Source organism: Neptuniibacter sp. QD48_11, from assembly GCF_047778095.1.
Taxonomy (GTDB): Bacteria; Pseudomonadota; Gammaproteobacteria; order Pseudomonadales; family Balneatricaceae; genus Neptuniibacter.
In genome coordinates, this window is record NZ_CP180551.1 from 3,059,949 (window position 1) to 3,084,892 (window position 24,944).

23 protein-coding genes are annotated in these 24,944 nt (G+C 44.0%); all 23 read right to left on the minus strand.

All coding sequences use genetic code 11. The annotated features are described in order from the left end of the window. Positions 1–46: 46 nt before the first annotated feature. The 23 genes from ACMXYU_RS14300 to pyrH all read right to left on the minus strand — a co-directional run bounded on the left by ACMXYU_RS14300 (position 47) and on the right by pyrH (position 24,869). Positions 47–931 carry a peptidoglycan DD-metalloendopeptidase family protein gene (locus ACMXYU_RS14300; protein ID WP_415899202.1) on the minus strand — a complete coding sequence of 295 codons (885 nt, stop codon included), beginning with the start codon at positions 929–931 and terminating at the stop codon, positions 47–49. Between the two features lie 18 nt (positions 932–949). After that, entirely contained in the window at positions 950–1,894 is a 945-nt protein-coding gene (locus ACMXYU_RS14305; RefSeq protein ID WP_415899203.1) for a DUF368 domain-containing protein, read from the minus strand. Positions 1,895–1,898: 4 nt separating this feature from the next. Beyond that, positions 1,899–2,537, minus strand: a complete 639-nt coding sequence (locus ACMXYU_RS14310; protein ID WP_415899204.1) for a protein-L-isoaspartate(D-aspartate) O-methyltransferase — start codon at positions 2,535–2,537, stop codon at positions 1,899–1,901. 26 nt (positions 2,538–2,563) lie between these two features. Continuing rightward, complete coding sequence (gene surE / locus ACMXYU_RS14315; RefSeq protein ID WP_415899205.1) at positions 2,564–3,313, minus strand: 5'/3'-nucleotidase SurE; 750 nt, start codon at positions 3,311–3,313, stop codon at positions 2,564–2,566. After that, a complete protein-coding gene (truD, locus tag ACMXYU_RS14320; protein ID WP_415899206.1) occupies positions 3,314–4,360 on the minus strand; it encodes a tRNA pseudouridine(13) synthase TruD in 1,047 nt (348 codons plus the stop codon). Between the two features lie 6 nt (positions 4,361–4,366). Further along, on the minus strand, positions 4,367–4,597 hold the full coding sequence (locus ACMXYU_RS14325) for a septum formation initiator family protein (RefSeq protein ID WP_415899207.1): 231 nt from the start codon (positions 4,595–4,597) through the stop codon (positions 4,367–4,369). 129 nt (positions 4,598–4,726) lie between these two features. Next, positions 4,727–6,022 (minus strand): phosphopyruvate hydratase, encoded by a 1,296-nt coding sequence (eno, locus tag ACMXYU_RS14330; RefSeq protein WP_415899208.1) that lies wholly within the window; start codon positions 6,020–6,022, stop codon positions 4,727–4,729. Positions 6,023–6,084: 62 nt separating this feature from the next. Beyond that, positions 6,085–7,713 carry a CTP synthase gene (locus tag ACMXYU_RS14335; RefSeq protein WP_415899209.1) on the minus strand — a complete coding sequence of 543 codons (1,629 nt, stop codon included), beginning with the start codon at positions 7,711–7,713 and terminating at the stop codon, positions 6,085–6,087. Positions 7,714–7,787: 74 nt separating this feature from the next. After that, positions 7,788–9,116: a tRNA lysidine(34) synthetase TilS gene (gene tilS, locus ACMXYU_RS14340; RefSeq protein WP_415899210.1), complete on the minus strand. Its 1,329-nt coding sequence runs from the start codon at positions 9,114–9,116 to the stop codon at positions 7,788–7,790. Further along, positions 9,106–10,065, minus strand: a complete 960-nt coding sequence (gene accA, locus ACMXYU_RS14345) for an acetyl-CoA carboxylase carboxyl transferase subunit alpha (RefSeq protein ID WP_415882439.1) — start codon at positions 10,063–10,065, stop codon at positions 9,106–9,108. Before accA ends, tilS begins: the two co-directional genes overlap by 11 nt. Positions 10,066–10,190: 125 nt before the next feature. Further along, positions 10,191–13,682: a DNA polymerase III subunit alpha gene (dnaE, locus tag ACMXYU_RS14350; protein WP_415899211.1), complete on the minus strand. Its 3,492-nt coding sequence runs from the start codon at positions 13,680–13,682 to the stop codon at positions 10,191–10,193. Positions 13,683–13,701: 19 nt separating this feature from the next. Further along, positions 13,702–14,286: a ribonuclease HII gene (gene rnhB, locus ACMXYU_RS14355; RefSeq protein ID WP_415901131.1), complete on the minus strand. Its 585-nt coding sequence runs from the start codon at positions 14,284–14,286 to the stop codon at positions 13,702–13,704. A gap of 5 nt (positions 14,287–14,291) precedes the next feature. After that, the gene (gene lpxB, locus ACMXYU_RS14360; RefSeq protein WP_415899212.1) at positions 14,292–15,452 is read right to left on the minus strand and encodes a lipid-A-disaccharide synthase; all 1,161 of its coding nucleotides are present in this window, start codon (positions 15,450–15,452) and stop codon (positions 14,292–14,294) included. 8 nt (positions 15,453–15,460) lie between these two features. Further along, a complete protein-coding gene (gene lpxA / locus ACMXYU_RS14365; RefSeq protein WP_415899213.1) occupies positions 15,461–16,231 on the minus strand; it encodes an acyl-ACP--UDP-N-acetylglucosamine O-acyltransferase in 771 nt (256 codons plus the stop codon). 3 nt (positions 16,232–16,234) lie between these two features. After that, the gene (gene fabZ, locus ACMXYU_RS14370; protein ID WP_415882444.1) at positions 16,235–16,672 is read right to left on the minus strand and encodes a 3-hydroxyacyl-ACP dehydratase FabZ; all 438 of its coding nucleotides are present in this window, start codon (positions 16,670–16,672) and stop codon (positions 16,235–16,237) included. Positions 16,673–16,675: 3 nt separating this feature from the next. Beyond that, entirely contained in the window at positions 16,676–17,713 is a 1,038-nt protein-coding gene (gene lpxD, locus ACMXYU_RS14375) for a UDP-3-O-(3-hydroxymyristoyl)glucosamine N-acyltransferase (protein ID WP_415899214.1), read from the minus strand. 14 nt (positions 17,714–17,727) lie between these two features. Next, a complete protein-coding gene (locus ACMXYU_RS14380) occupies positions 17,728–18,225 on the minus strand; it encodes an OmpH family outer membrane protein (RefSeq protein ID WP_415899215.1) in 498 nt (165 codons plus the stop codon). Between the two features lie 10 nt (positions 18,226–18,235). Then, positions 18,236–20,554: an outer membrane protein assembly factor BamA gene (bamA, locus tag ACMXYU_RS14385; RefSeq protein ID WP_415899216.1), complete on the minus strand. Its 2,319-nt coding sequence runs from the start codon at positions 20,552–20,554 to the stop codon at positions 18,236–18,238. 39 nt (positions 20,555–20,593) lie between these two features. Continuing rightward, complete coding sequence (gene rseP, locus ACMXYU_RS14390) at positions 20,594–21,949, minus strand: sigma E protease regulator RseP (protein ID WP_415899217.1); 1,356 nt, start codon at positions 21,947–21,949, stop codon at positions 20,594–20,596. 7 nt (positions 21,950–21,956) lie between these two features. After that, positions 21,957–22,769: a phosphatidate cytidylyltransferase gene (locus ACMXYU_RS14395; protein WP_415899218.1), complete on the minus strand. Its 813-nt coding sequence runs from the start codon at positions 22,767–22,769 to the stop codon at positions 21,957–21,959. Next, entirely contained in the window at positions 22,762–23,523 is a 762-nt protein-coding gene (gene uppS, locus ACMXYU_RS14400; protein WP_415899219.1) for a polyprenyl diphosphate synthase, read from the minus strand. Before uppS ends, ACMXYU_RS14395 begins: the two co-directional genes overlap by 8 nt. Before the next feature lie 40 nt (positions 23,524–23,563). Beyond that, positions 23,564–24,121 (minus strand): ribosome recycling factor, encoded by a 558-nt coding sequence (frr, locus tag ACMXYU_RS14405; RefSeq protein ID WP_415885836.1) that lies wholly within the window; start codon positions 24,119–24,121, stop codon positions 23,564–23,566. Further along, positions 24,111–24,869 (minus strand): UMP kinase, encoded by a 759-nt coding sequence (pyrH, locus tag ACMXYU_RS14410; protein WP_415882452.1) that lies wholly within the window; start codon positions 24,867–24,869, stop codon positions 24,111–24,113. The genes frr and pyrH overlap by 11 nt, the downstream gene beginning before the upstream one ends. Between the last annotated feature and the right edge of the window lie 75 nt (positions 24,870–24,944).

Consider the following 24,944-nt stretch of genomic DNA (forward strand, 5'->3'; position numbering starts at 1 on the left):
TATCACGCGTTTATTAGTTAGTTTTTATTATTATGTTTTCTTATAATTATTGTTTCGGCAGATATCGAAGAGGGTTTACTGGCTTACCATCACGACGTATCTCAAAGTGGAGCATCACGCGATCCGTGCCTGAATTTCCCATCTCCGCAATTTTCTGGCCTTTATCAACCATATCATTTTCTTTGACTAAAACACGACTATTATGTGCATAAGCACTTAAAAACTGCTGATTATGGTCAACAATAACCAAATTACCATAACCTAATAAACCACTTCCAGCATAGACAACTCGGCCTTTAGCCGCAGCCTTAACCTTAGAACCATAAGCGGATGCTATATTTATCCCCTTATTGACAGTACCTTTTGTTTTAAACGTGGAAACAATCTTACCGGACGCAGGCCATCCCCACTTAATTGGCCCCGAGGCAACTGTTGAAGGCTTAGCCTGGGCTTTAGGTGCAGGTTTTACTGCTGCTTTTTGTTGCTCAACTTTTGCTACAGTTTGAGCTTGCTTTGCCGATGCTTTTGGAGTCGCAGTAGGCTTAGAAGCTACTTGAGGACTTGTATTCTGAGGTTTGGTGGTCGTTTTTTGACGGCTAGAGACTATTTCAGGCTTTGGTGCGACAATAGAAGCGTCACGAACGATGGATGCTGAAACAGTACTTTTCGGTGAAGGTTTTAAACTAAGTTTTTGACCAGGGTATATATTGTAGTTACCAGAAATACTGTTTCTTTTTGCTAACTCACGATAATCTAAACCATATCTAAATGCGATGGAATACAACGTATCGCCTTTACGAACCTGATAGTGATTAGGCTTAGGCTGAGCAGAGACGGGCGCCGATCTATCGCTCACTGGCGCATAGGTTTTCCCTCCACATGCAACCAGCAGAAATGAGCAACACAGCAGCAGATAACCTTTTAAGCCCACCAAACTACCCCTCAGACTCTATGTCTCAGACCTCCGGCCCATTCGTTCTATCAATAACACCGCTGCAGCACCAAAAATCATTAATCCAACAGCGTATATAACAAAGGAAGGCTGACCCGTCATAGATTCAAACGAAAAGGGAGATATATTCTCCTGAACGAGAGGAACCTGCTCTCCATGCCGATTAATTGTGTAAGCAGTCGTATATTTCCACGGCCATACTTTATTCAGTGAGCCCAACATAAAGCCCCCTAATAAAGCCAAAGTCGTCGTTTTAAATGAACTAAACATCCAACTTAAAACACGAGAGAAGCTCAATAGACCAACAGCACAGCCTGCGGCAAAAATACCTAAAGTAAATAGCTCAATATTTTTGATAGCCATCAGAATAGGCGTATACATACCTAGCAGCAGAAGGATAAAGCTACCTGAGATACCCGGTAAAATCATGGCACAAATAGCTACCATTCCGGCTAAGAAAATAAATAACGGAGTCGCTTCGATTGTGGTTGGGGATATAGAGGTAATCATATAGGCAGCAATAGTTCCGGCAATAAATGCGGTAAAGCTATTACTATCCCACTGCTCTATATGTCTGCAGACAGACCATACTGAAGCCAAGATCAAGCCAAAGAAGAAAGACCATAGAAGTTCAGGATATTCAGCCAACCAAAAGAGCACCACCTTTGCAACAGTCACCAAGCTTATAAAAATACCTAAAACAAGCGTCAGTAAAAAAGTGCCGTTGACATGCTTCCAGGCTGCAATAGGGCCTTGTTTAAACAACACAAACAAAGCTTCAGGGCCAAACTGCTTTAAAGAGTAAATAAGCTCCTCATATATACCAGTCATGAAGGCAATAGTACCACCAGATACGCCTGGTACTGCATCTGCAGCTCCCATCATCATCCCTTTGCCTGACAATGCTAGATAGTCGCGCCACGTTCTTCCTTCTTGCTTCAATTTACTACCTCACCGTACCACTTAACAAAGGTACAAACTTCACACAATCTAAAATCTCGGTACTGAACTCATCTTCAGATAACCTGATAACCAGATTCAACTTTTGGGAATCGCTACCACCTACCGGAATAATTAGACGACCACCAACAGCAAGCTGCTGCTTTAACTCTTCTGGCACACTTTCTGGTGCACAAGCTGCCAAAATACCATCATAAGGCGCTTTCGCAGACCACCCCATACCACCATCTGTATGCTTCAGCTGTACATTATTGAGGCCAATCAACTTTAAACGCTCCCGCGCCTTATCCTGAAGAGGCTTAATACGCTCTACACTGTACAACTGACCAACCAATGGCGCCAAAATTGATGTTTGATAACCAGAACCCGTCCCCACTTCTAGGACTTTTTGCAGTGGTCCTTCTGAGAGCAGCACCTCTGTCATTTTCGCTACGATAAACGGTTGCGAGATAGTCTGATTGTAACCAATGGGCAAAGCAGTATCTTCGTATGCCCTATGAGCTAAAGCCTCATCGATAAAAATATGTCTTGGCGTATTCCTCATCACATCCAGAACACTCTCGTCCTGAATTCCCTGATCTCTTAATCGATTAATCAAACGATCCCTTGTTCGCTGCGAAGTCATTCCTATTCCGCGTAATTGCTGATCGTTCAAATACTATTCTCCAACCAATCACCCACATTATCCATGCCAGAGTATTGCGTCATATCTGCATGTAAAGGCGTTATAGATACACATTTCTCACTTAAAGCATAAAAGTCCGTGCCTGGGCCCGCATCTGCGGCTGGTCCCGCTCCCGCTATCCAATAACGTGTTTTTCCACGAGGGTCTTCTGTTGCTATTGGCTTTCCAGCACAGGTTCTATGGCCTAAACGTGTAACATGAATCCCCGCAAAATCATCAAGAGGGCAATCAGGCACGTTGACGTTTATTACTGTACGGGGAGCAACATTCAGGTGCTGGATGTTTTCGACCAAATTCTTAGCAACTTGAGCTGCAGAGTCGTAATGTGCTGGATGAAACTCTCCAGAGGAGATTGCAATAGCGGGAAAGCGAAGATGACGCCCTTCCATAGCTGCAGCAACCGTCCCAGAGTAGATGACATCGTCGCCTAAATTTGGACCAGCATTGATGCCAGAAACAACGATATCTGGCTCAAAACCGAATACACCTGAACTACCTAAATGCACACAATCTGTTGGGGTGCCATTAATCCCAATAAAGCCATTTTCATGTTCAAAGGCTTCTAGTGGACGATCCAACGTTAACGAATTACTTGCACCACTACGATTACGGTCTGGGGCAACCACCAGAATCTCTCCAACCTCGGCTAAGGCTCTTGCTAAAGCAGCAAGGCCTGGTGCATAAACACCATCATCATTAGAGATCAGTATCTTCATTTATCCCTCATTACTTTCAGGCTGGGTAACATTGCAAAGCTCCCGCAATACACTGGTTGCAAATGCCCCTGAAGGCAGGCCAAATTCAAGCCAACATTCAGTCTCATTAATCACATTAATTTCTAACTGCTGGGGAAGCAATCGAAGAGATCTACGCTCTTGTTTTAACGTTAGTTTTTCAAGCAAATCACTGACCTCAGACCAACGCCCGACCTGCTCTTGCTCCCATTTTTCAGCTGCAGCATTTGGTAGCATATCTCCACCGCCCCACATTGGGCCGGTAAGATTAATCTCTTTATCCGTTAAACGTTGCTGTAATTCATCGGTCGCTTCATCTTCGACAAAACAGCTTTGGCTTCCTGCCAACATCAGTGCATCACCATCAAGAATGGTATTCCACAAGCCTTGATCTAACCTTTGAGATAAAACCTGATTAAATACCCAAGAGCGAACAGCAGAGATATAAATACCCTTCTTATTTCTTTGCCGCTCCTGATATTCGCCGCGCAACAGCGCGATCCCTTTATCTAAATTACCATAGTCCCGACCGAACCGTTGCTCGCCAAAATAGTTGGGTACACCCTCTTTAGCCACATAATCTAAGCGCTGCAGCAGTTCATTCATATTAGTAATCTGGCGAAGTCTCAATTTAAAGCGGTTCCCCTGAAGGGTACCTAGGCGTAGCTTTCTTTGATGCCTAACAGCTTTAAGAACCTCTATGCTATCGCCACCAAATAACTTCCAATTCAAATTACGCTTGATCGGGAATTTCGCACAAAACCATTGCTCAGTTACAGCATGACGATCTTTTTTACCCGCATAACTAACATCTCTAGGGCTAATTTGGGCAAAATTTGCTAATTGCCTAGCAACCCAATCAGTATTTTCACCGCATTTGCGAATATAAAGAAACACATGTTCGCCTGATCCTTCAGGCTCAAACCCTAGCTGTTCGATAACCTGAAAATCCTCTGGGCAACTGCGGATCACGGCAGAACCAGTAGGCTTTTCATTGAGATATGTAAATTCTGTAGGTAGGGCTGTCATAAAAGGTTACTTCTCTGAGGCGGGTTCCACCAGCTGGAAAAAGGACTCATCATCTTTGATCATACCAAGCTCACTACGAGCCCGCTCTTCCAAAGCAGCATTACCCTTTTTAAGATCTAGAACTTCGGCTTCTAGCTCACTATTACGCTGACTAAGCTCTTGATTAATGCCTTGTTGCAGTTCTATTTTGGCATTTAGAGCCCAAATATCGCGCAGGTTCGCCTCCCCAAACCACAATCTGTACTGCAGTCCGAGTATCAAAAATAATATAAGGGCAACCAACCAGCGATACATAGATTTCTTATAAGTAAAAAAGGGGGCACTAAGCCCCCTTTTTATATCAGACTATTACGTAGGGTACTACGCTTAGCCCTGACCTTTCACTTCAGAAAGGCCGTTGTAGATTGCGCCGTCACCTAGCTCTTCTTCGATACGTAGAAGACGGTTGTACTTAGCAACACGATCAGAACGGCATAGAGAACCCGTCTTAATCTGGCCTGCAGCTGTACCTACTGCTAAATCAGCAATAGTTGTATCTTCAGTTTCACCAGAACGGTGAGAGATAACCGCTGTGAAGCCTGCATCTTTAGCCATCTTGATTGCGTCTAGCGTCTCAGACAAAGAACCAATCTGATTAAACTTGATCAGGATTGAGTTACCAATGCTCTGCTCGATACCACGTGACAGAATTTTAGTGTTAGTTACGAACAAGTCATCACCAACCAACTGCACTTTGTCACCGATTTTCTTAGTTAGGTAAGCCCAACCATCCCAATCAGACTCGTCTAGACCATCTTCGATGGAAACAATTGGGTAGTTTTCAGTTAGTTCTGCAAGGTAATCACCAAAGCCTTCTGCATCAAAGACTTTACCTTCACCGGAAAGGTCGTATTTACCTTCTTTGTAGAACTCGGATGCAGCACAGTCTAGTGCTAGCGTTACATCTTTACCTAACTCGTAACCCGCTTTATCGATTGCTTCTTTAATAACAACCAAAGCTTCTTCGTTCGATGCAAGATTTGGAGCAAAACCACCTTCATCACCTACTGCAGTGTTTAAGCCTTTTGCTTTTAGAACAGCTTTTAGTGCGTGGAAAATTTCCGCACCACAACGTAAGCCTTCAGAGAACTTGTCGAAGTTTACTGGCTGAACCATGAACTCTTGGATATCAACGTTGTTATCCGCATGCTCACCACCGTTAAGGATGTTCATCATCGGTAGTGGTAGGGAGAACTGACCTGGAGTACCGTTAATCTCTGCAATGTGAGCGTATAGAGGCATGCCTTTTTCTGTAGCTGCTGCTTTTGCCGCTGCAAGAGATACCGCTAGGATTGCATTTGCACCTAGGTTTTCTTTGTTTTCAGTACCATCAAGCTCTAGCATTTTATTATCTAGCGCGCGCTGATCTGTTACATCCATGCCCGTTAGCGCTTCACGGATAACACCGTTAACCGCTGCAACCGCTTTTTGTACGCCTTTACCTAGGTAACGGCCTTTATCACCATCACGCAGTTCTAGCGCTTCGCGAGAACCCGTTGACGCACCAGAAGGTGCACAGGCAGAACCAATCACGCCAGATGCAAGAATTACATCAGCTTCAACTGTTGGGTTACCACGAGAATCAAGTACTTCGCGGGCTTTGATATCAGAGATCTGTGCCATGGGGAAATAACTCCAGAAATTTTACGTTCTGGGGGCATCAAGCCCCCAATCCTTAATTCGTTTTACTGTTTAGCTTGTTGATCTAATGCAGCTTGAATGAAGCCTTTGAACAAGCCATGACCGTCACGCGGGGTGGATGTGAACTCTGGGTGGAACTGACAAGCGACAAACCAAGGGTGATCTGCAACTTCAACCACTTCAACCAGCTCACCATCAACAGAACGGCCAGAAATTCTTAAACCAGCGTTTTCCAGTTGCTCAACGTAGTTGTTGTTCACTTCATAACGATGGCGATGACGCTCAGTAATCTCAGTGTTACCGTAAGCTTGAGCAGCAGTAGAACCTTCTGCCAGATGACAAACTTGAGCACCCAGACGCATAGTACCACCCAGATCATCAGCTTCATCACGGGTTTCCACACCACCTTCAGAGGTAGCCCACTCAGTAATTAAACCAATTACCTGATGTTCAGCATCTTTATTAAATTCGGAAGATGTCGCATCTTCTAAACCTGCTACGTGGCGAGCAAATTCAATAACCGCAACCTGCATACCCAAACAGATACCTAGGTATGGCACTTTGTTTTCACGCGCATAGCGAACAGCAGCGATTTTGCCTTCGACACCACGTTCACCAAAACCACCTGGTACTAGAATCGCACTTGCGCCATCTAGAATTTCAACACCTTCACGTTCGATACGCTCAGAGTCGATACATTCGATGCGAACTTTTTTCTTCAATGCGATACCCGCATGAGAGATCGCTTCGATAAGAGATTTGTAGGCATCCAACAGTTCCATGTACTTACCCACCATAGCGATTTTAACTTCGCCTTCTGGGTTAAGATGAGCATCTGCTACACGATCCCATTCACCTAGATCTGCTTCTGTGCACTCTAAGTGGAAACGTTCCACTACGATATCGTCTAAGCCTTGCTCAGACAGCATTCGAGGAATGTTATAGATAGTATCTGCATCAGGAAGCGACACTACTGCACGCTCTTCAACGTTAGTAAACAACGACAGCTTACGACGAGAAGAGTCTGGAAGTGGGAAATCGGAACGACATACCAAAATATCTGGCTGAATACCGATAGAACGCAGCTCTTTTACTGAGTGCTGTGACGGCTTAGTTTTGATTTCGCCAGCTGTCGCAATGTATGGAACAAGCGTCAGGTGCATAAACATCGCACGAGCGGAACCAAGTTCAGCTTTTAACTGACGTACTGCTTCCATAAATGGTAGTGATTCAATATCACCAACAGTACCACCAATTTCTACTAGGGCAACGTCAGCATCACCAGCGCCTTCGATTACACGACGCTTAATTTCATCTGTGATGTGCGGAATAACCTGAACCGTTCCACCTAGGTAATCACCACGACGCTCTTTACGTAAAACATGCTGATAGATACGACCAGCAGTGAAGTTATTACGTTTAGTCATCGTTGTACGGATGAAACGCTCATAGTGGCCCAAGTCTAGGTCAGTTTCTGCACCATCCTCAGTAACAAAAACCTCACCATGCTGAATTGGACTCATTGTCCCTGGATCCACGTTAATATACGGGTCCAATTTCAACATAGTAACTTTAAGCCCTCTGGCTTCCAAAATAGCAGCCAAAGAAGCGGATGCGATGCCTTTGCCCAATGAGGACACAACACCGCCTGTGACGAAGATATAACGCGTCATGCAGAACCTGTTTGATCGTGTTTAAGCGAGGATATTTTAAGATCGAGATGGGGCTATAGGATAGCAAATGAGCGCTAATCAGACAACGATAAGGGACGCCATAAAAGCGAAAAACCTGAGCTTTCTTTATCCCAGCCATCGCAAACGCAGATACCTGGCACTGCAACTACGGTTTCACCCTGAAAAATCAGTGGCCAGCTAGCCTTCTCCCAAGGAGGAATATCTGCTTCTTGGAGCAATTTTTTTACCGATTTTGAATGCGCATGCCCATGAGGAACGCACCTTTCTCCACCCTTGCGGCGTTGAAGAGTCAATGATTTCTGTAGCGGCTTAGCGAATTCGATGGTTAGCTCACCATCTCCTAATTCCCAACAGCCAGTCTCAGATATTTCGACATTATCGAGTAGCTCAGAGGATGGGGAGACTATATATAAATGATTGCGAAAGCGGCGCAGGGAGTACTCCTGAATAGAATAAATGGGGTTAGCATCCGATTGCGCCTGAATAACATCTTGTTGAATTTGCTCTAATTGCTGCTCATTAAGCAAGAAGCCAATCTCATTATAAACCCAGCGCCGAATCAGCTCGGAACGCTTTATCTCAATCAAAAGCCCCCATACATCCAGATTTAACTGCCTATTTGCAGTTAAACACTGACGCAAATCTTGATCTAAATAATGATTCAATAAAGACTCACTTTTAGCCACCAAGTCTGCATTTTTTTGCCAACGGGAAAGCAATTGCGGCCAACGCAGCTTTAATTCAGGTAATACCTTATGCCTTAAAAAGTTTCGGTCATAATCAATGAAATCATTAGATGGATCCTGAATAAATTCCAAGCCAATCTCAGTTACCGCTTGCTCCAATTGTTTGCGCGAACAATAAAGCAAGGGCCGTAATAGATAACCCCGCCCCAGCTCCCGCTGTTCAGGCATACCTTTTAAGCCAGTCAGGCCAGCCCCTCTTAACCAACGAAACAGCAATGTTTCAGCTTGATCATCAGCATGGTGACCAAACAGCACGCAATCACCCTTGTTTATAAAGTCATTAAACGCTGCGTATCGCGCATCCCTTGCAGCAACTTCAGAGGAATTATTAGGAGTGACCGAAACGGAATGATGAAGCACACCATTAAGCTCAGCCTGTCTCTCGGAAAATGTAGACCAACTATCTGCATCAACCTGCAAATTATGGTTGATATGAAGCACGACTATTTGGCTGCGTGGTAACACCTTACAAGCAAGGTACAGCAATAACTGAGAGTCTAATCCACCGCTATGGGCAATAACCCAACGGGAGATTGAAGAGGACGAATCAAGGGAAGAGATAAAACGGGAGGTCAGCGCCTGAAACTGGCGCTCACACTCCTGTAAAGCGGTGAGATTACCTGTATTAGGCTTCACCACCAAAACCGTATGCCATCAAGCGCTTATAACGACGCTCCAGCAATTCATCGGTAGATAGCTCATCTAAGCGACCCAGCACTTCAGATAGGTGACGCTTAAGATTAGCCGCTGTTAGGGCTGGATCACGGTGAGCACCACCAAGCGGCTCACTTACGATCTGATCAACCAGGCCCAACTCAAGCAGGCGATCAGAAGTAATACCCATTGCTTTAGCTGCATCTGCAGCACGCTCAGCGCTCTTCCAAAGAATAGAGGCACAACCTTCTGGAGAAATTACTGAATACGTAGAGTAACTCATCATCATTAGCTCATCGCATACACCGATTGCTAATGCACCACCCGAGCCACCTTCACCAATAACAGTGGAAATGACAGGTGTTTTTAGCTGAGACATCTTAGCTAGGTTAAATGCAATAGCTTCTGACTGACCACGTTCTTCAGCATCAATACCCGGGTAAGCTCCCGGCGTATCAATAAAGGTCATGATTGGCATTTTAAAACGCTCAGCCATTTCCATTAGACGTAGTGCTTTACGATAACCTTCTGGACGAGGCATACCAAAGTTACGTTTCTGACGTTCCTGTACACCACGACCTTTCTGATGACCAATCACCATTATTGGTCGTTCATCCATACGCGCAATACCACCCACGATAGCCTGATCATCAGCAAAATGACGATCACCGTGAATTTCATCGAACTCATCGAACATATAATCGATATAGTCCAATGTATATGGACGCTGAGGGTGACGGGATAACTGTGATACTTGCCAAGCAGACAGATCAGAGAAAATAGATTCTGTCAGAGTGCGGCTTTTGTCTTCCAGACGCTTAATCTCATCGGAGATATTCAGTTCAGCCGAATCCCCTACCAGACGTAGCTCTTCAATTTTTGCCTGCAGCTCTGCAATTGGCTGTTCAAAATCCAGATAGTTCGGATTCATATGACTCATCTATTCAATAGTAAAAAATTGTCCAAAGTGTACCTGTTTGCAGCTTTAAGAACCAGACCCTACAAGAGAAAGCCTCGCCTCCAAACAGGACAGCTAAATTACGCCAGTTAAACTGACTAATAGGTTAATGAAACGGCATCACTTCCGAACCGCTCCATTAATGCAATCAACAAATCATCGTTAGCCTGAACCTGCCAGTTATCGCCCAAAGTTATAGTTGCCTCTGCATCAGGTCGAGAGTAGCGCAACTGCACTGGCAGTGAGCCCTCTCCCTTATAACTATTAAGCAATTCCTGCAGCTCCTTCAGGCGCCTACCAGCTAACTGACTTTCGTTGCATTTTACCTGGATACCTTCTGCATACTGAGCACGCGCTTGCGGGATGGTCAGCACTTTACTTACGCGCACCTTGATTCCACCAGAGAAGTGATCCTCTGCCACTTCTCCTTCAACCACTAGCACTGCGTCTTTATGAACAAGTTCACGTACCGCATCATAAGTATCGCCAAAAAGAGTTACATCGATACGCGCAGTACGGTCGTCCAAAGTCACAAAACAAAGGTTATCGCCTTTTTTGGTTTTCTTCAGTCGAAGATCAACCACCAAGCCTGCCATTTTTTGGGTCTGCCCACGAGCAGGCTGCAACTCGACAATACGCTTACCAACAAAGTGCCTTAACTCCGACTCATATTCATCGATAGGATGGCCGGTGAGGTACAAACCGAGCGTATCTTTTTCACCCGTAAGACGCTCCTTATCCGTCCAAGATCTAACCGACTTGTAGTCTTCATATGAGCAGCGATCAGATTCAGCCTCTACCTCGCCAAATAGATCAAACATCCCTGCGTCTTGGTTTTTAGCCGCTTGATCAGCAGCTTTCAGCGCATCCGGAATAGCTTCCCATAGAATCGCTCGCTCTGCGCCTAGACAATCTAGCGCACCGGAACGAACCAAAGCCTCCAAAACACGCTTATTAAGCTTCTTCGCACCTACACGTTCACAGAAATCAAATAGATCCGTAAATGGGCCACCATCTGCACGCGCTTCCGTGATTGCCTCTATAGGTCCTTCGCCTACGCCTTTAATCGCACCCAGACCATAAACAATGACACCCTCATCGTTTACGGTGAACATGTACTCACCGGTATTAACGTCCGGCAACGCAGGAGGAATACCCATCACACGACACTCTTCAATGAAGATCACCACCTTGTCGGTGTTCTGCATATCAGAAGAGATTACCGCCGCCATAAACGGCGCAGGGTAATGAGCTTTAAGCCAAGCCGTTTGATAAGAAACTAAGGCGTAAGCTGCAGAGTGGGATTTGTTAAAACCATAACCTGCGAATTTCTCTACTAGGTCAAAGATATTCCCAGCTAAGTCACGATCGATCCCATTCTGCTCAGAACCATCAAGAAAAGAAACCCGCTGTTTAGCCATCTCTTCAGGCTTTTTCTTACCCATCGCACGACGCAGCATATCCGCACCGCCAAGGGTATAACCCGCCATTACCTGAGCAATCTGCATTACCTGCTCTTGGTAAAGGATAATTCCGTAAGTCGGCTCAAGTACCGGTTGCAGTGAATCCAATTGATAATCAGGATGTGGCCACGCCATCTCCGCGCGACCATGCTTACGGTTGATAAAGTCATCTACCATGCCTGACTGCAACGGTCCAGGTCGGAATAGAGCTACTAGCGCGACAATATCTTCAAAGCGCGAAGGCAATAGCCTGCGAACCAAATCCTTCATGCCGCTGGACTCAAGCTGGAATACTGCCGTAGTTTCAGCAGCTTGCAGAAGATCGAAGGTTTTTCTGTCTTCAAGATCAATCAGAGCTATATCGAGCGGTTCTTCACCGTTCTTTTCACGAATACGGTTTACCGTTTGCAACGCCCAATCGATAATCGTCAGCGTACGCAGACCCAAGAAGTCGAACTTTACTAACCCAGCTTCTTCTACATCGCCTTTATCGAACTGAGTAACAAGGCCATTACCCTCTTCATCACAGTACGTAGCAGCAAAGTCTGTTAATTTGGTAGGTGCGATTACTACACCACCGGCGTGCTTACCTACATTTCTCGTCACACCTTCGAGCTTATACGCCATATCCATGATTTCTTGAGCCTCTTCACTGGACTCAATAAACTCACCCAGCATAGGCTCCTGATCCAAGGCTTTTTTCAGAGTAATGCCCGGCTCAAAAGGAATAAGCTTTGAAAGTCGGTCTGCAAGACCAAACGGTTTACCTTGTACACGCGCCACATCTCGCACCACCGCTTTCGCAGCCATGGTACCGAAGGTTACGATCTGAGAAACAGCATCACGTCCGTAGGTACGCGCTACATAGTCGATTACCTTATCTCGGTTATCCATGCAGAAGTCGATATCGAAGTCAGGCATGGAGACACGCTCAGGGTTTAGGAATCGTTCGAACAGAAGGTCATATTCTAACGGATCAAGATCGGTAATTTTTTGCGCATAAGCTACCAAGGAGCCCGCACCTGAACCACGACCAGGGCCTACAGGAACACCGTTTTCCTTACCCCACATAATGAAGTCCATTACGATCAGGAAGTAACCTGGGAAACCCATCTGGATAATAATATCCAATTCAAACTCTAAACGATCGATGTATTCCTGGCGTTTCGCTTGATAATCAGGATCCTCTTTATCGAGAATGATCTCTAGGCGCTCCTCCAAACCATCAAAAGACACTTTTCGGAAATAATCATCCATCAACATCCCTTCAGGGATAGGATACTTCGGTAGATAATATGTGCCGATTTCAATCTCAATATTACAGCGCTTAGCAATCGCTACTGTGTTTTGGACCGCAGATGGGATATCACTGAAGAGCTCAACCATCTCCTTTTGGGAACGGAAGTATTGCTGGTCACTGTACTCTTTTGGACGCGTTGGATCCTCCAATGTACGGCCTTGGTTGATACATACACGTACTTCATGAGCCTCAAAATCTGACTCATTAATAAACATAACCTCATTGGTCGCCACCAATGGGCAGTTATAGGTTTTAGCTAACTCAACAGAATCATGAACGATCTGCTCGTCACCCACTCTACCTGTTCTCTGAACTTCTAGATAAAAGCTGTTTGGAAAGACCTTCATCCAGCGTTCTAAAATCGCCCCAGCCTGATCATTATTAGCCAAGATAGAACGACCAATTTCACCTTTCCGCCCACCTGACAATGCGATTAAGCCCGCTGATTTAGCCTCTACCCATTCAGGTTTAACCAAGGCCATATCCGCTAGAACATTTTGCCCCTCAGCATAAGCTTGCGAGATCAACTCCATCAGGTTGAGGTAACCCTCAGCATTTCGAACCAACAAGGTTAGACGGTAAGGAGCCCCACCAGGCTCATCTGTATTTTCCACCCACAGGTCGGAACCGCAAATAGGCTTAATACCACTACCTGTTGCCGCTTTAAAGAACTTAACCAAACCAAAGAAATTTGTTTGATCCGTCATACCGACGGCGGGCATATGGTCATCTTTTGCGGCATTAACCAGCTCTTTGACTCGAACCAAACCGTCAACTAAGGAAAATTCTGTGTGAACGCGAAGATGGACAAACTGCGGATCAGACATAAAGCAAACTTTTTAAAGGTTAGGAAAGCAGATCCCGTACGGGCTTAAAACTGCGACGATGTTCAGGTAACGGGCCATGTTCAGCCAGTTTTTCAAAATGTAGAACTGTAGGGTAGCCCTTATGCTTAGCAAAGCCATACTCTGGATACTGCTGATCAAGAAGCTCCATCTCTCTATCGCGATCGACTTTGGCCAAAATGGATGCAGCGCTAATTTCAGGGATCTTGCTGTCCCCTTTTACGACAGGTTCACTAGGACAATTTAGATCGGGACTTCGATTACCATCAACATATACATACTCAGCAGGGATATCTAATCCTTCGACAGCCCTTTTCATCGCTAACATAGAGGCATGTAATATATTAATTTCATCAATTTCAGCTGGCGATGCCGAAGCGACACACCATGCCAACGCCTTTTCCTTGATTTCGATATAAAGCTGCTCTCTTTTTTTTGCAGAAAGCTTTTTCGAATCAGCCAAACCTTGAATAGGATTTTCTGGATCCAAAATTACAGCGGCAGCAACGACATTTCCCACCAACGGACCACGACCAACCTCATCAACACCGGCAACCCTTTTCCCCTGAGAAAAATCTAATTCCATGGTACTCACGAGATCACACCTTTATCTTTCAAAAGCGCCTCAATGGCATCTGCGGCTTTTTCGTCTGCATCCTGATGAAGTTGCTTGTGTATTGCTGAAAACTTATCACGCAAATAAGCTTTGTATTCACTATCTTGCAAACTCTTTAATACCGCAGGTCCTAGCACTTCTGGTTTTACTTGGTCCTGTAAGATTTCAGGCACTAAAGCCTCATCAGCTAAAAGATTTGGTAAAGAGATAAACTTAGATTTGACCATTCGAGAATAAATAGCATAGGTCAACGGTGCCATTTTGTAGGCTACGACCATTGGCTTCTGCAAAATAGTAGCTTCCAGCGTCGCGGTTCCAGACGCTATCAAAATACTATCGGCTATCGCCATCACATCACGCGAATGCTTCATCACAAGCTGAATATTAAGATCAGAGTATTTTTCTACTATCAATTGATGTAACTGATCATGGCGTGTCTCATTGGCAGCAGGAATCACAAAACGAACATTCTCTAACCTCTCACTCAACCAGCGAGCGGTATCTAAAAAAGGCTCAGCCAAATATTTAAGCTCACTACCTCGACTACCAGGCAATAACGCAATAATTTTCTCGCCGGACTTTACTGCAAACTTTTTCTTACTCTCAACTACGTTGACACTGAGCGGAATACTATCTGCCAAAGGGTGACCGACAAAAGCGACTCGCTGCTGAGTAGGCGCATAATGCTTAGCCTCAAATGGAAACAGGCTAAGAACAAGATCCGTGGTGCGCTTGATTTTATAAATGCGCTTCTGCTTCCATGCCCAGACAGATGGGCTGACATAGTGCACCGTTGGAATTCCAGCTGCCTTTAACTCCCCTTCCATTTTAAGAGTAAAGTCTGGTGCATCTACGCCAATAAACAGATCAGGAGGGTTATCAATAAAGTGTCGAATCAGCTTTTTTCGAATACCAAGAAGTTCAGGTAGTCTCCCAAGGACTTCCACAAGCCCCATAACTGATAATCTTTCCAAAGGGTAATGAGAGTGACAGCCTTGAGCGATCATCAACTCACCGCCAATCCCCTCGACAGTGAGATCTGGGTAGCGTTTTTTTAAGGCTTTGATTAAACCACTACCTAAAATATCGCCTGAAGCTTCACCAGCTACAATGCCTACTCGTAGGGGGTTTGGCATAATCAACCTCAGCGAATTATGCCACGAGTGGAGGATTCAATAGATTGGATCATCGGAACAACTTCAGGGCATTCATTAGCCATCGCCTTTAATTCAGACAATGCCTGAGCTGTTGTAAGTTTATTACGAAAGATAGTTTTATAAGCACGGCGCAACTGAGCTATTGAATCAGCACTAAAACCGCGACGCTTAAGACCTTCAACGTTAATACCATGCGGCTTAGCGGTATTACCATTCGCCATAATGTAGGAAGGTATATCCTTAAGCACAACTGTACTGGTTCCACACATCACATGAGAACCGATTTTGCAGAATTGATGCACCGCAGTAAAACCACCAAGAATGGTCCAGTCGCCAATATGTACATGCCCTGCAATCGCCGTATTATTAGCCATGATTACATGGTCACCGACAACGCAATCGTGTGCAACATGCGCATAAGCCATAAATAGATTATGGCTACCAATTGTCGTAGTACCTGCATCTTGGATAGTACCACGATGGATCGTGACACCTTCGCGGATAACATTATCATCCCCAATAGTCAGGGTCGTCGGCTCACCCGCATATTTCTTATCTTGGCAATCTTCACCAACAGACGAGAATTGAAATATGCGGTTATTCTTCCCGATTTTGGTTGGCCCCTTGATAACCACATGAGGGCCAATAACGGTGCCCGCACCAATTTCCACATCAGGCCCAATGATTGACCAAGGCCCTACTTCAACATCATCAGCAAGCTTTGCAGTAGGGTCTATAAGAGCACGGGAATCTATCAAGATTTAAACCTTTCTATCAGCACACAAAATTGTTGCACTACTTACCATATCACCTTCAACGGTAGCTCGCACATCAAACTTCCAGATACCACGACGTTCAGAGATAACTTTTGCTTCAAGCTTCAACTGATCCCCTGGAACCACCGGTCGTTTAAAGCGTAGTTTATCTGAGCCAACAAAGTAATAAATCGAACCATCTTGTGGCTTTTTATCCATAGTTTTAAAACCTAGGATACCAGCTGCTTGCGCCATAGCTTCGACAATCAAAACACCAGGCATTACAGGGTGATCTGGAAAATGACCATTGAAAAAAGGCTCATTAACGGTGACATTTTTAATCGCAACAATGGATTCTCCCTTTTCTAACTCCAGCACACGATCTACCAGTAAAAACGGATAGCGGTGCGGAAGGTATTCCCGAATTTCATTTACATCCATCATTTCTTAAGAACCCTTAATCTCAGTAATCTTATCTTCTACAGACTTTATGCGGCGCGCTAGGTCGTCTAACTGACGAAACCTAACTACGTTCTTCTTCCACTGTTTATGTGGAAGCATACCGGTACCAGACGAATAAACACCTGGTTCAACAATTGATTTTGTAACTAATGACATGGCGGTGATATGACTGCCATCGGCAATACTTAAATGCCCTGTGATTCCACATGCTCCAGCAATCGTACAACCGGCACCAATTTTAGTGCTTCCAGCTACCGCCGTACAACCTGCAATCGCAGATTTTTCACCAATGCTAACGTTGTGTGCGATTTGTATTTGGTTATCTAAAATCACACCATCAGAAATTATCGTGTTCTCTAAAGCTCCACGATCTATTGTGGTCCCAGCACCAACCTCAACGTTGTTGCCAACCCTAACCCCACCTAATTGCGCAATTTTTACCCAATCGCCTTTTTCATTGGCAAAACCAAATCCGTCTGCACCTAAAACAGCACCACTATGGATGAGGCAATTTGTACCAATATGAACATCTGTATATAAGGTTACATTAGCTTTTATAACTGACTCAGCACCAATAACACAGTCAGCACCAATCACTGCATTGGGCTCAATTACAACCCCATCACCGACGATTGAACGCTCGCCAATAACAACACCATGAGCAATAGAGGCTGTTTTTGCGACTTTTGCAGATTCAGCAATATTCGCTGAAGCAGCTATACCTTTTAAGGAATCAGGGGGTAGAGCAAAAAGCTGACTAACACGAGCATAAGCAAGATAAGGGTTATCAAGAACTAGAGCATTACCTTCAAAATATTCTAAATCCGTAGGAGCCATCAAAACAGCTCCCGCCTGTGAATCAGATAGGTATTTCTGGTATTTACTATTTGCGATAAAACTCAAATCCGAAGATCGAGCTTTTTCTAAGGTAGCTAGGGCACTAACCTTGAAATCATCATCACCATGCAAATCTGCTGATAAGAATTCAGCTAACTGCTTTAGCGTATACTCATTTGAACTCATTCAGTATGGCTAGCCTACTGTTTGTTAAGCAGTTCAACTACTCGAGGAGTAATATCTAGTTCTTTTTTTGTAAACAGAGTTGCCTGTTTAGCGATCACTACGTCGTAACCTTCTTTCTCGATAAGATCACGAATAACCTTATCTAGACGAGGACGCATCTCTTGAATAAACGCCTGCTCACGTTGCATTTTCTTCTGTTGTAGCGCTTGACCGTTTTTTTGATACTCGGCAAAAACTTTTTGGAATTGAATACTCATTTTCTTCAATTCAGCCTCAGACGCTAGATCTTTGTTCTTCTTCAGCTTTTCCCTTGCTGCCTTGACCTGTTTTTCTAGATCAAGCATTTTCTTATCTTCTTTCGCGAACTCAGTTTTGAGTGACTGGCGATAATCTGCAGCAGCCTCAGAAGCAAGCAGCGCTTGTTGAACACCTAAAACAGCAACCTTTTCAGCACTTGCATTAAAACTTAATGTTGCTGCAAAAAGAAAACCCAAAACGGCTTTAAATTTCATATTCTATTCCTTAGAAAGTTTGACCTAATGCGAACTGGAATACTTCTGTATCATCACCAGTTTTATCATTGAGAGGAGCAGCCAAGGCAACAGACAAAGGCCCAATTGGTGTCAACCAACTCAAACCAAATCCAGCTGACAATCTCAGCTCATCAAGTTCTACGCCATCTGTACAATTACCCGGTTTGGATACAGACGAACAGTCAGTATCAAATACATTACCGGCATCAACAAATAACAATGTACGCCAAGATGTTCTTTCTTTTACAAAAGGAGTTGGAAAAATAAATTCTGCACCACCAGTAATCAAAACATCACCGCCAAATGGGTCATCTTTAGAATCACGAGGGCCTAAAGAATTTTGCTCATAACCTCGAACAGTTTTCAAACCACCGGCAAAGAAATGTTTATAAAATGGATATTCATTCTGACCTAGCTCTCCACCAAGACCTACACGACCTTTCAAGGATAGAATCCAAAAACGATCATCAGTCAATGGGTAGTACCATTTACCATTATATTGCGCTTTATAATAACTCAAATCACTACCAGGCAAACCGAGCTCTAAAGACAGACTCTGTGAATAACCTTTGGTCGGGAAGAAACCTCGGTTTAAATGATTAGAACTCCAACGCCCAACAACATTGAGATTTACATAATCATTACCTTCATCAGCAAGATACTGATTAATTTCATCCGGTGTTTCAGTGGAATTGGTTTTAATCGTCACTTTTTCAATATTCAAACCAAAATTCAAACGTTGATAGTCATCAATTGGATAACCAAAGTTAACACCACCGCCCATTTCATCCGTTGAGAACGCACTAGCGTTATCTTCATCAAAATCGCGTTCTCGGTAATAAACGTTGAAACCACGACTAACACCATCAACAGTGTAATAAGGATCTACGAAACTGTAGGAATATTCAGTTAATGTATCACTATTAGAGATACCAATTCCTACCCTCTTACCAGTTCCCAAGAAGTTATCTTGCTGCAGTTTAAAACCTAAGATAATACCTGCGCTTTGAGAGAAACCGACACTTGCGGAGAATGAACCGGATTGTTGTTCTTCAACATTGTAATCAATATCAACTAAATCGTTACTTCCAGGGACTGGCGTAGTTTCAACAGCTACTGTCTTGAAATAGCCTGTTTTCTCTAGTCTCTGTTTGGATTGTTCGATCAATTCATTTGACGCAACCGCCGCTTCCATTTGTTTCAAATGCTGACGAATAACCTCATCAGCAGTACGCGTATTACCTCGAATATTAATACGACGAACGTATGTTCGCTTACCCGGATCAACAAAAAACTTTACAGTGACGGTATTATCATCATGCAATTCCGGAGCTGGCGAGATGTTTGCAAACATATAACCTGCATCGCCAATACGCTTTGTTAGAGCGTCTTGAGACTCTGTTATCAAACGACGTGAAAATACCTGACCTTCTTCAACTCTAACAGAATCTAAAAGCTCTTCCTCAGGCACTACCATTTCGCCTGCAACAGCAACATCACGAATGGTATACTTTTCACCCTCAGTTACATTTAGCGTGATATAGACATTCTTTTTGTCGGGGGTGATAGATACCTGAGTCGAATCAATAGAGAAGTTCACATAACCGCTATCTAGGTAATAAGAACGCACTCGCTCCAAATCACCGGTAAGCTTTTGACGCGCATAGCGATCATCCTTCTTATAGAATGACCAGAAATTTGGCAGTTTTAAAGAGAATAATTCTTTAAGCTCTTCATCAGAATAAACCGTATTCCCCACAATATTAATATGTTGAATCGTTGCAACACGGCCTTCTTTGACATTGATATTCAGTGCAACACGGTTGCCCGGGAGGTTTTCTACTTCCGTGCTAATACTAGCACCGTAGCGTCCCTGTGAAGCATAAACACGAACAAGATCCTGTTTAATTTGCTCTAAGGTCGAACGCTTAAAGACATCACCTTCTTGTAAACCTGTTTGCTTCAAACCATCCAGTAACGCTTCGGATTCTAGAACTTTATTACCTTCGAGCTTAATCAAACTGACCGACGGACGCTCTTGTAAACGTAAAACAAGAACAGAGTCATCACGTAACAACTCAATATCGTCAAAATAACCAGAGGCGAATAGTTTTTTAGTAGCCTTGGACAATGACAGAGCATTTACTTGTTCACCCGCTGTAACAGGAAAATTCCTAAACACAATCCCTGGAGAAACACGTTGTAATCCTTCTAAACGGATATCTTCTACAACGAAAGATGATGTGTTTGCCTGAGCGAAAGAAACCCAGAAAAAGAGCGCTACCAGAAGTCCAATGCCACGTTTCATGAAGTGCGTCTAATCCGTAATAAATAATCGAAACAGCTGTCACAGCCGCATAAAGTCATTAAATAATGCTACAAACATCAATGAAAGCAGCATAGCCATACCAATTTTCAGACCAAGGAGCTGAATATTCTCACTTACAGGCCTCCCTGTCACTAATTCGACAGCATAATAAAGCAAATGCCCGCCATCTAAGACAGGGATTGGCAGTAAATTTAATATACCTAAGCTAATACTCAGATAAGCAAGAAAACCAATATAATATTCTACACCCAGCGATGCAGAAGAACCGGCAACTTTAGCAATGGTAATAGGGCCACTCAAGTTTTTTACTGACATATCGCCCGTCAGCATTTTCCATATAGAGTCGAAAATCAAACCAATCAGTTGCCAAGATCTTTCGAAAGCCATAAAGATAGATTCAATTGGACCATATCTTATCTGCCTTTCCATATTTTCAGGAAGAGAAACTTGCTGAGTGCCCGCCCCTATATAACCTATTTTCTCACCATCAGCGGTAATTTTCAGTGCAGGCGTTAGCTTAATAAAAAATTCCTGACCGCTTCTATCGATTTTCAAGTTCAACTCGTTTTCTGGGTTTGCTTTAACAACACCTACAAACGACAACCAATCTTGAACCTGAACACCATTGACTGAAAGAACCTCATCACCAGCTTTCAAGCCAGAACCAACGGCCCTTCCATCCTCTAAAAAGCTACCAAAAATTGCTGGGACATAAGGGCGCCAAGGCACAAGCCCCAATGCGGAAACTGGCGACTGTTTATCTAAGTCAAATGTCCACTCATCCAGTGCAATTCTGTATTCTTGCAGAAGAGTCGTGCCTTCTTCACGTAACTTAAGGGTTAATACCCCGCTTTCTGCAACACGCGAAGCAAGTCGTAGATTAACAGCATCCCAACTTAAAGTTTCATAGCCATCAACAGCCACTATTTCCGAATCAATAGGCAAACCTGCACTTTCAGCCAAAGATCCTTGCTGCACCCCCCCAATCACAGGAACGACTGCTGATACGCCATAAATAAAGAGAAACCAATATGCAAAAACAGCAAAGACGAGATTTACAAGGGGACCTGCTGCAACAATAGCGATACGTTGAATTACAGGTTTACGATTAAAGGCTTGGGAGAGCTGCTCTTCAGGCACATCACCCTCACGCTCATCCAGCATCTTAACATAGCCGCCTAAAGGTATACTGGCAATCGCATACTCAGTACCTTGACGGTCCTTCCAAGTATAAAAAGCTTTACCAAAACCAACAGAAAAACGCAGAACTTTAACCCCACAACGGCGAGCAACATAGAAATGCCCCCATTCATGGATTGTAACTAAAATCCCTAAGGTAACGATTGTAGCAAGAATGGTATGCAACAATTCCATATCAGTCTCAATACGCAATTAGATATTGCATACCCAACACAAATAAAGGCGAGGCTGCCGTCAGGCTATCGATACGATCTAGAACACCACCATGCCCAGGGAGTAGCTGACTACTATCTTTAATTCCACGATGTCGTTTCAACATACTTTCAAATAGATCTCCAAGAACCGAGATTAGCCCTGTTACTGTAGCAAGCGCAACAAGGAGAATAACTTGAAGCATTTCAAAGCCATTGTATAGCGCAAACCCCAATGCAATAACTGCACAGGCGACTAATCCACCGTAAAGACCTTCACGCGTTTTACCTGGGCTTACATTAGGCGCCAACTTAACCCGACCAAATTTCTTGCCTGAGAAGTATGCACCTACATCAGCACCCCAAACCAAAAGAAACAACAGCAAGATCAACATCTCACCGTTTTCTGAACCTTTAAGTCCAACAAATGCAATCCAGCTTGGTACCAATACAACCAAACCAACTAAGGCACGCTTCCAGCCAGCGCTCCAACTAGAACTCTTCGGATATTTCACCACCCAGAGAAGCGCAACCACCCAACCTAAGAGTGTAACTGACAAGATAAGTTCAATAGGAATGCTGGTATAAAAAAGATGCAGACTAGCAAGAATAGACGCCACCAAGCCGACATACATGAAACGCTGAATTCGACTTTCATAACCGGATAAATTTGCCCATTCCCAAGCACCTAAAAGAATGACAACATCCATAAAATAAAGAAAAGATGGTAACGGTAAAGCAAACACACCCAGCAATGCTAACGGTGCAAGCACAAGCGCGGTTAATATTCGCTGTTTAAGCATTTTGCTCCGCCTCTACCTGCTCACTCGTTTTCCCAAAGCGGCGTTGTCTGCCGCTATAATCTAGGATCGCTGTTTTCAAATGCTCTTTATCAAAATCAGGCCAATAAGCATCCGAAAAATACAATTCAGTGTAAGCGAACTGCCATATCAAGAAATTACTAATACGTTGCTCACCACCGGTTCTAATACATAAATCTGGCTCCGGCAGATCAGAAAGGTTAATACACTTCCCTAACGATTCTTCAGTAATTTCTTTAGGAGACAATTCATTAGCAATACATTTTTCAGCTAGTTGGCGAGCCGCTTGGGTAATATCCCAACGACCACCATAATTTGCTGCAATATTAAGCTGCAAACCATCACAATCGGCAGTCAAAGCTTCAACATGGTGAATTTTTTTCTGTAACGAATCACTAAAAGATGTTTTATCACCAACAACTCGTAAGCGAATATTGTTTTTCAATAACTTCTTCGCTTCTCGATCTAATGCTAGCTTGAACAACTCCATTAGACCTTTAACCTCCAACGGAGGTCGTTTCCAATTCTCAGAGCTAAAAGCAAATAAAGTCAGAGATTCAACACCTAACTCCACACAGCCTTCGATGACTGAACGCACACAATCCACACCCGCTTTATGACCTGCCAAGCCTGGTAGTCGACGCTCTTTTGCCCAACGGTTATTCCCATCCATAATGATGGCAATATGCCGAGGCGTATTAGTAATAACTTCTGAAGAATTGTTTTTTGATGTCATGCAAATAATTCAGCGGCACCTTACAGCGCCGCTGCTTCGATCAAATTTCCATTAGATCTTTTTCTTTCTGCTCCAGAAGACTATCTACTTCTGCAACATGCTTATCCGTAACTTTCTGAATCTGATCTTCGCCACGACGCTGATCATCTTCAGTAATCTCTTTTTCTTTCAAAAGATCTTTAAGATCGCCGTTTGCATCACGACGAATATTACGAATAGCTACGCGTGCACCTTCAGCTTCCTGACGCGCTTGTTTGATATAACCCTTACGCGTTTCCTCAGTCAACGGAGGCATTGGAACGCGAATATTTTCACCCGCAGTTGCTGGGTTCAAACCTAGATCAGAGGTCATAATCGCTTTTTCGATTACAGGCACCATTGGCTTTTCCCATGGCACGATAGATAGCGTACGACCATCCTCAACAGAAATATTAGCTACCTGACTCAAAGGCACATCAGAACCGTAATAGGAAACCTGAATCCCTTCCAGAATGCTCGGATGTGCACGACCAGTACGAATTTTTTTGAAGTTCGTTACTAGGGCATCAACACTTTTCTGCATGCGCTCGGCAGCATCCTGAGTGATTTCATTCAGCATATTTTTCTCCAACCGTTTCACTGCAATCGATCAAAGTACCCTCGTCGCTACCTACTACAAGGTTGGCGAGAGCACCTGGTTTATTCATATTAAATACACGCACTGGCATATTGTGATCTCGCGTTAAACAGATCGCGGTCAGATCCATAACACCAAGTTGCTGTTCTAAAACTTCATCATAACTTAGGTGACGGTAACGGCGCGCTGTAGGATCCTTAACTGGATCTGCTGTATATACACCATCAACCTTAGTTGCTTTCAGTACAACATCAGCCTCTACCTCTATACCACGAAGGCAAGCTGCTGAATCCGTTGTAAAGAAAGGATTACCTGTACCCGCCGCAAAAATCACAACATCACCTTGGTTAAGGTAACGCATCGCATTTCGACGGTCGTAATGATCCACTACACCACTCATTGGTATAGCCGACATTACTCTAGTGTTTATATTGCTACGCTCCAATGCATCACGCATAGCCAATGCATTCATAACGGTTGCGAGCATACCCATATGGTCGCCAGTAACGCGATCCAACCCAGCCTCATTTAGCGCTGCGCCACGAAACAAATTACCACCGCCGATAACCATACCGACTTGAACACCAATCCCTACTAGCTGGCCAATCTCTAGGGCCATTCTATTCAGGACATTTGAGTCTATACCAAAGCTCTCGTCACCCATTAGGGCTTCGCCGCTAAGCTTCAGCAATATGCGTTTATATTTTGATTGTTTCTCGGTGGTTGGCATCCGTATATCTCCACAGAAATTGGGATCAGGAGAGTGTAGCAAGAAAAGAGGGGATTGCGCATGGGTTAGATGCGC

Bases quoted from the DNA above. Each gene is read 5' to 3' on its own strand.
- ACMXYU_RS14310 (WP_415899204.1), bottom strand. From the start codon at position 2,537: ATGACTTCGCAGCGAACAAGGGATCGTTTGATTAATCGATTAAGAGAT.
- surE (WP_415899205.1), bottom strand. From the start codon at position 3,313: ATGAAGATACTGATCTCTAATGATGATGGTGTTTATGCACCAGGCCTT.
- truD (WP_415899206.1), bottom strand. From the start codon at position 4,360: ATGACAGCCCTACCTACAGAATTTACATATCTCAATGAAAAGCCTACT.
- eno (WP_415899208.1), bottom strand. From the start codon at position 6,022: ATGGCACAGATCTCTGATATCAAAGCCCGCGAAGTACTTGATTCTCGT.
- ACMXYU_RS14335 (WP_415899209.1), bottom strand. From the start codon at position 7,713: ATGACGCGTTATATCTTCGTCACAGGCGGTGTTGTGTCCTCATTGGGC.
- accA (WP_415882439.1), bottom strand. From the start codon at position 10,065: ATGAATCCGAACTATCTGGATTTTGAACAGCCAATTGCAGAGCTGCAG.
- dnaE (WP_415899211.1), bottom strand. From the start codon at position 13,682: ATGTCTGATCCGCAGTTTGTCCATCTTCGCGTTCACACAGAATTTTCC.
- rnhB (WP_415901131.1), bottom strand. From the start codon at position 14,286: ATGGAATTAGATTTTTCTCAGGGGAAAAGGGTTGCCGGTGTTGATGAG.
- lpxB (WP_415899212.1), bottom strand. From the start codon at position 15,452: ATGCCAAACCCCCTACGAGTAGGCATTGTAGCTGGTGAAGCTTCAGGC.
- fabZ (WP_415882444.1), bottom strand. From the start codon at position 16,672: ATGATGGATGTAAATGAAATTCGGGAATACCTTCCGCACCGCTATCCG.
- lpxD (WP_415899214.1), bottom strand. From the start codon at position 17,713: ATGAGTTCAAATGAGTATACGCTAAAGCAGTTAGCTGAATTCTTATCA.
- ACMXYU_RS14380 (WP_415899215.1), bottom strand. From the start codon at position 18,225: ATGAAATTTAAAGCCGTTTTGGGTTTTCTTTTTGCAGCAACATTAAGT.
- bamA (WP_415899216.1), bottom strand. From the start codon at position 20,554: ATGAAACGTGGCATTGGACTTCTGGTAGCGCTCTTTTTCTGGGTTTCT.
- rseP (WP_415899217.1), bottom strand. From the start codon at position 21,949: ATGGAATTGTTGCATACCATTCTTGCTACAATCGTTACCTTAGGGATT.
- ACMXYU_RS14395 (WP_415899218.1), bottom strand. From the start codon at position 22,769: ATGCTTAAACAGCGAATATTAACCGCGCTTGTGCTTGCACCGTTAGCA.
- uppS (WP_415899219.1), bottom strand. From the start codon at position 23,523: ATGACATCAAAAAACAATTCTTCAGAAGTTATTACTAATACGCCTCGG.
- frr (WP_415885836.1), bottom strand. From the start codon at position 24,121: ATGCTGAATGAAATCACTCAGGATGCTGCCGAGCGCATGCAGAAAAGT.
- pyrH (WP_415882452.1), bottom strand. From the start codon at position 24,869: ATGCCAACCACCGAGAAACAATCAAAATATAAACGCATATTGCTGAAG.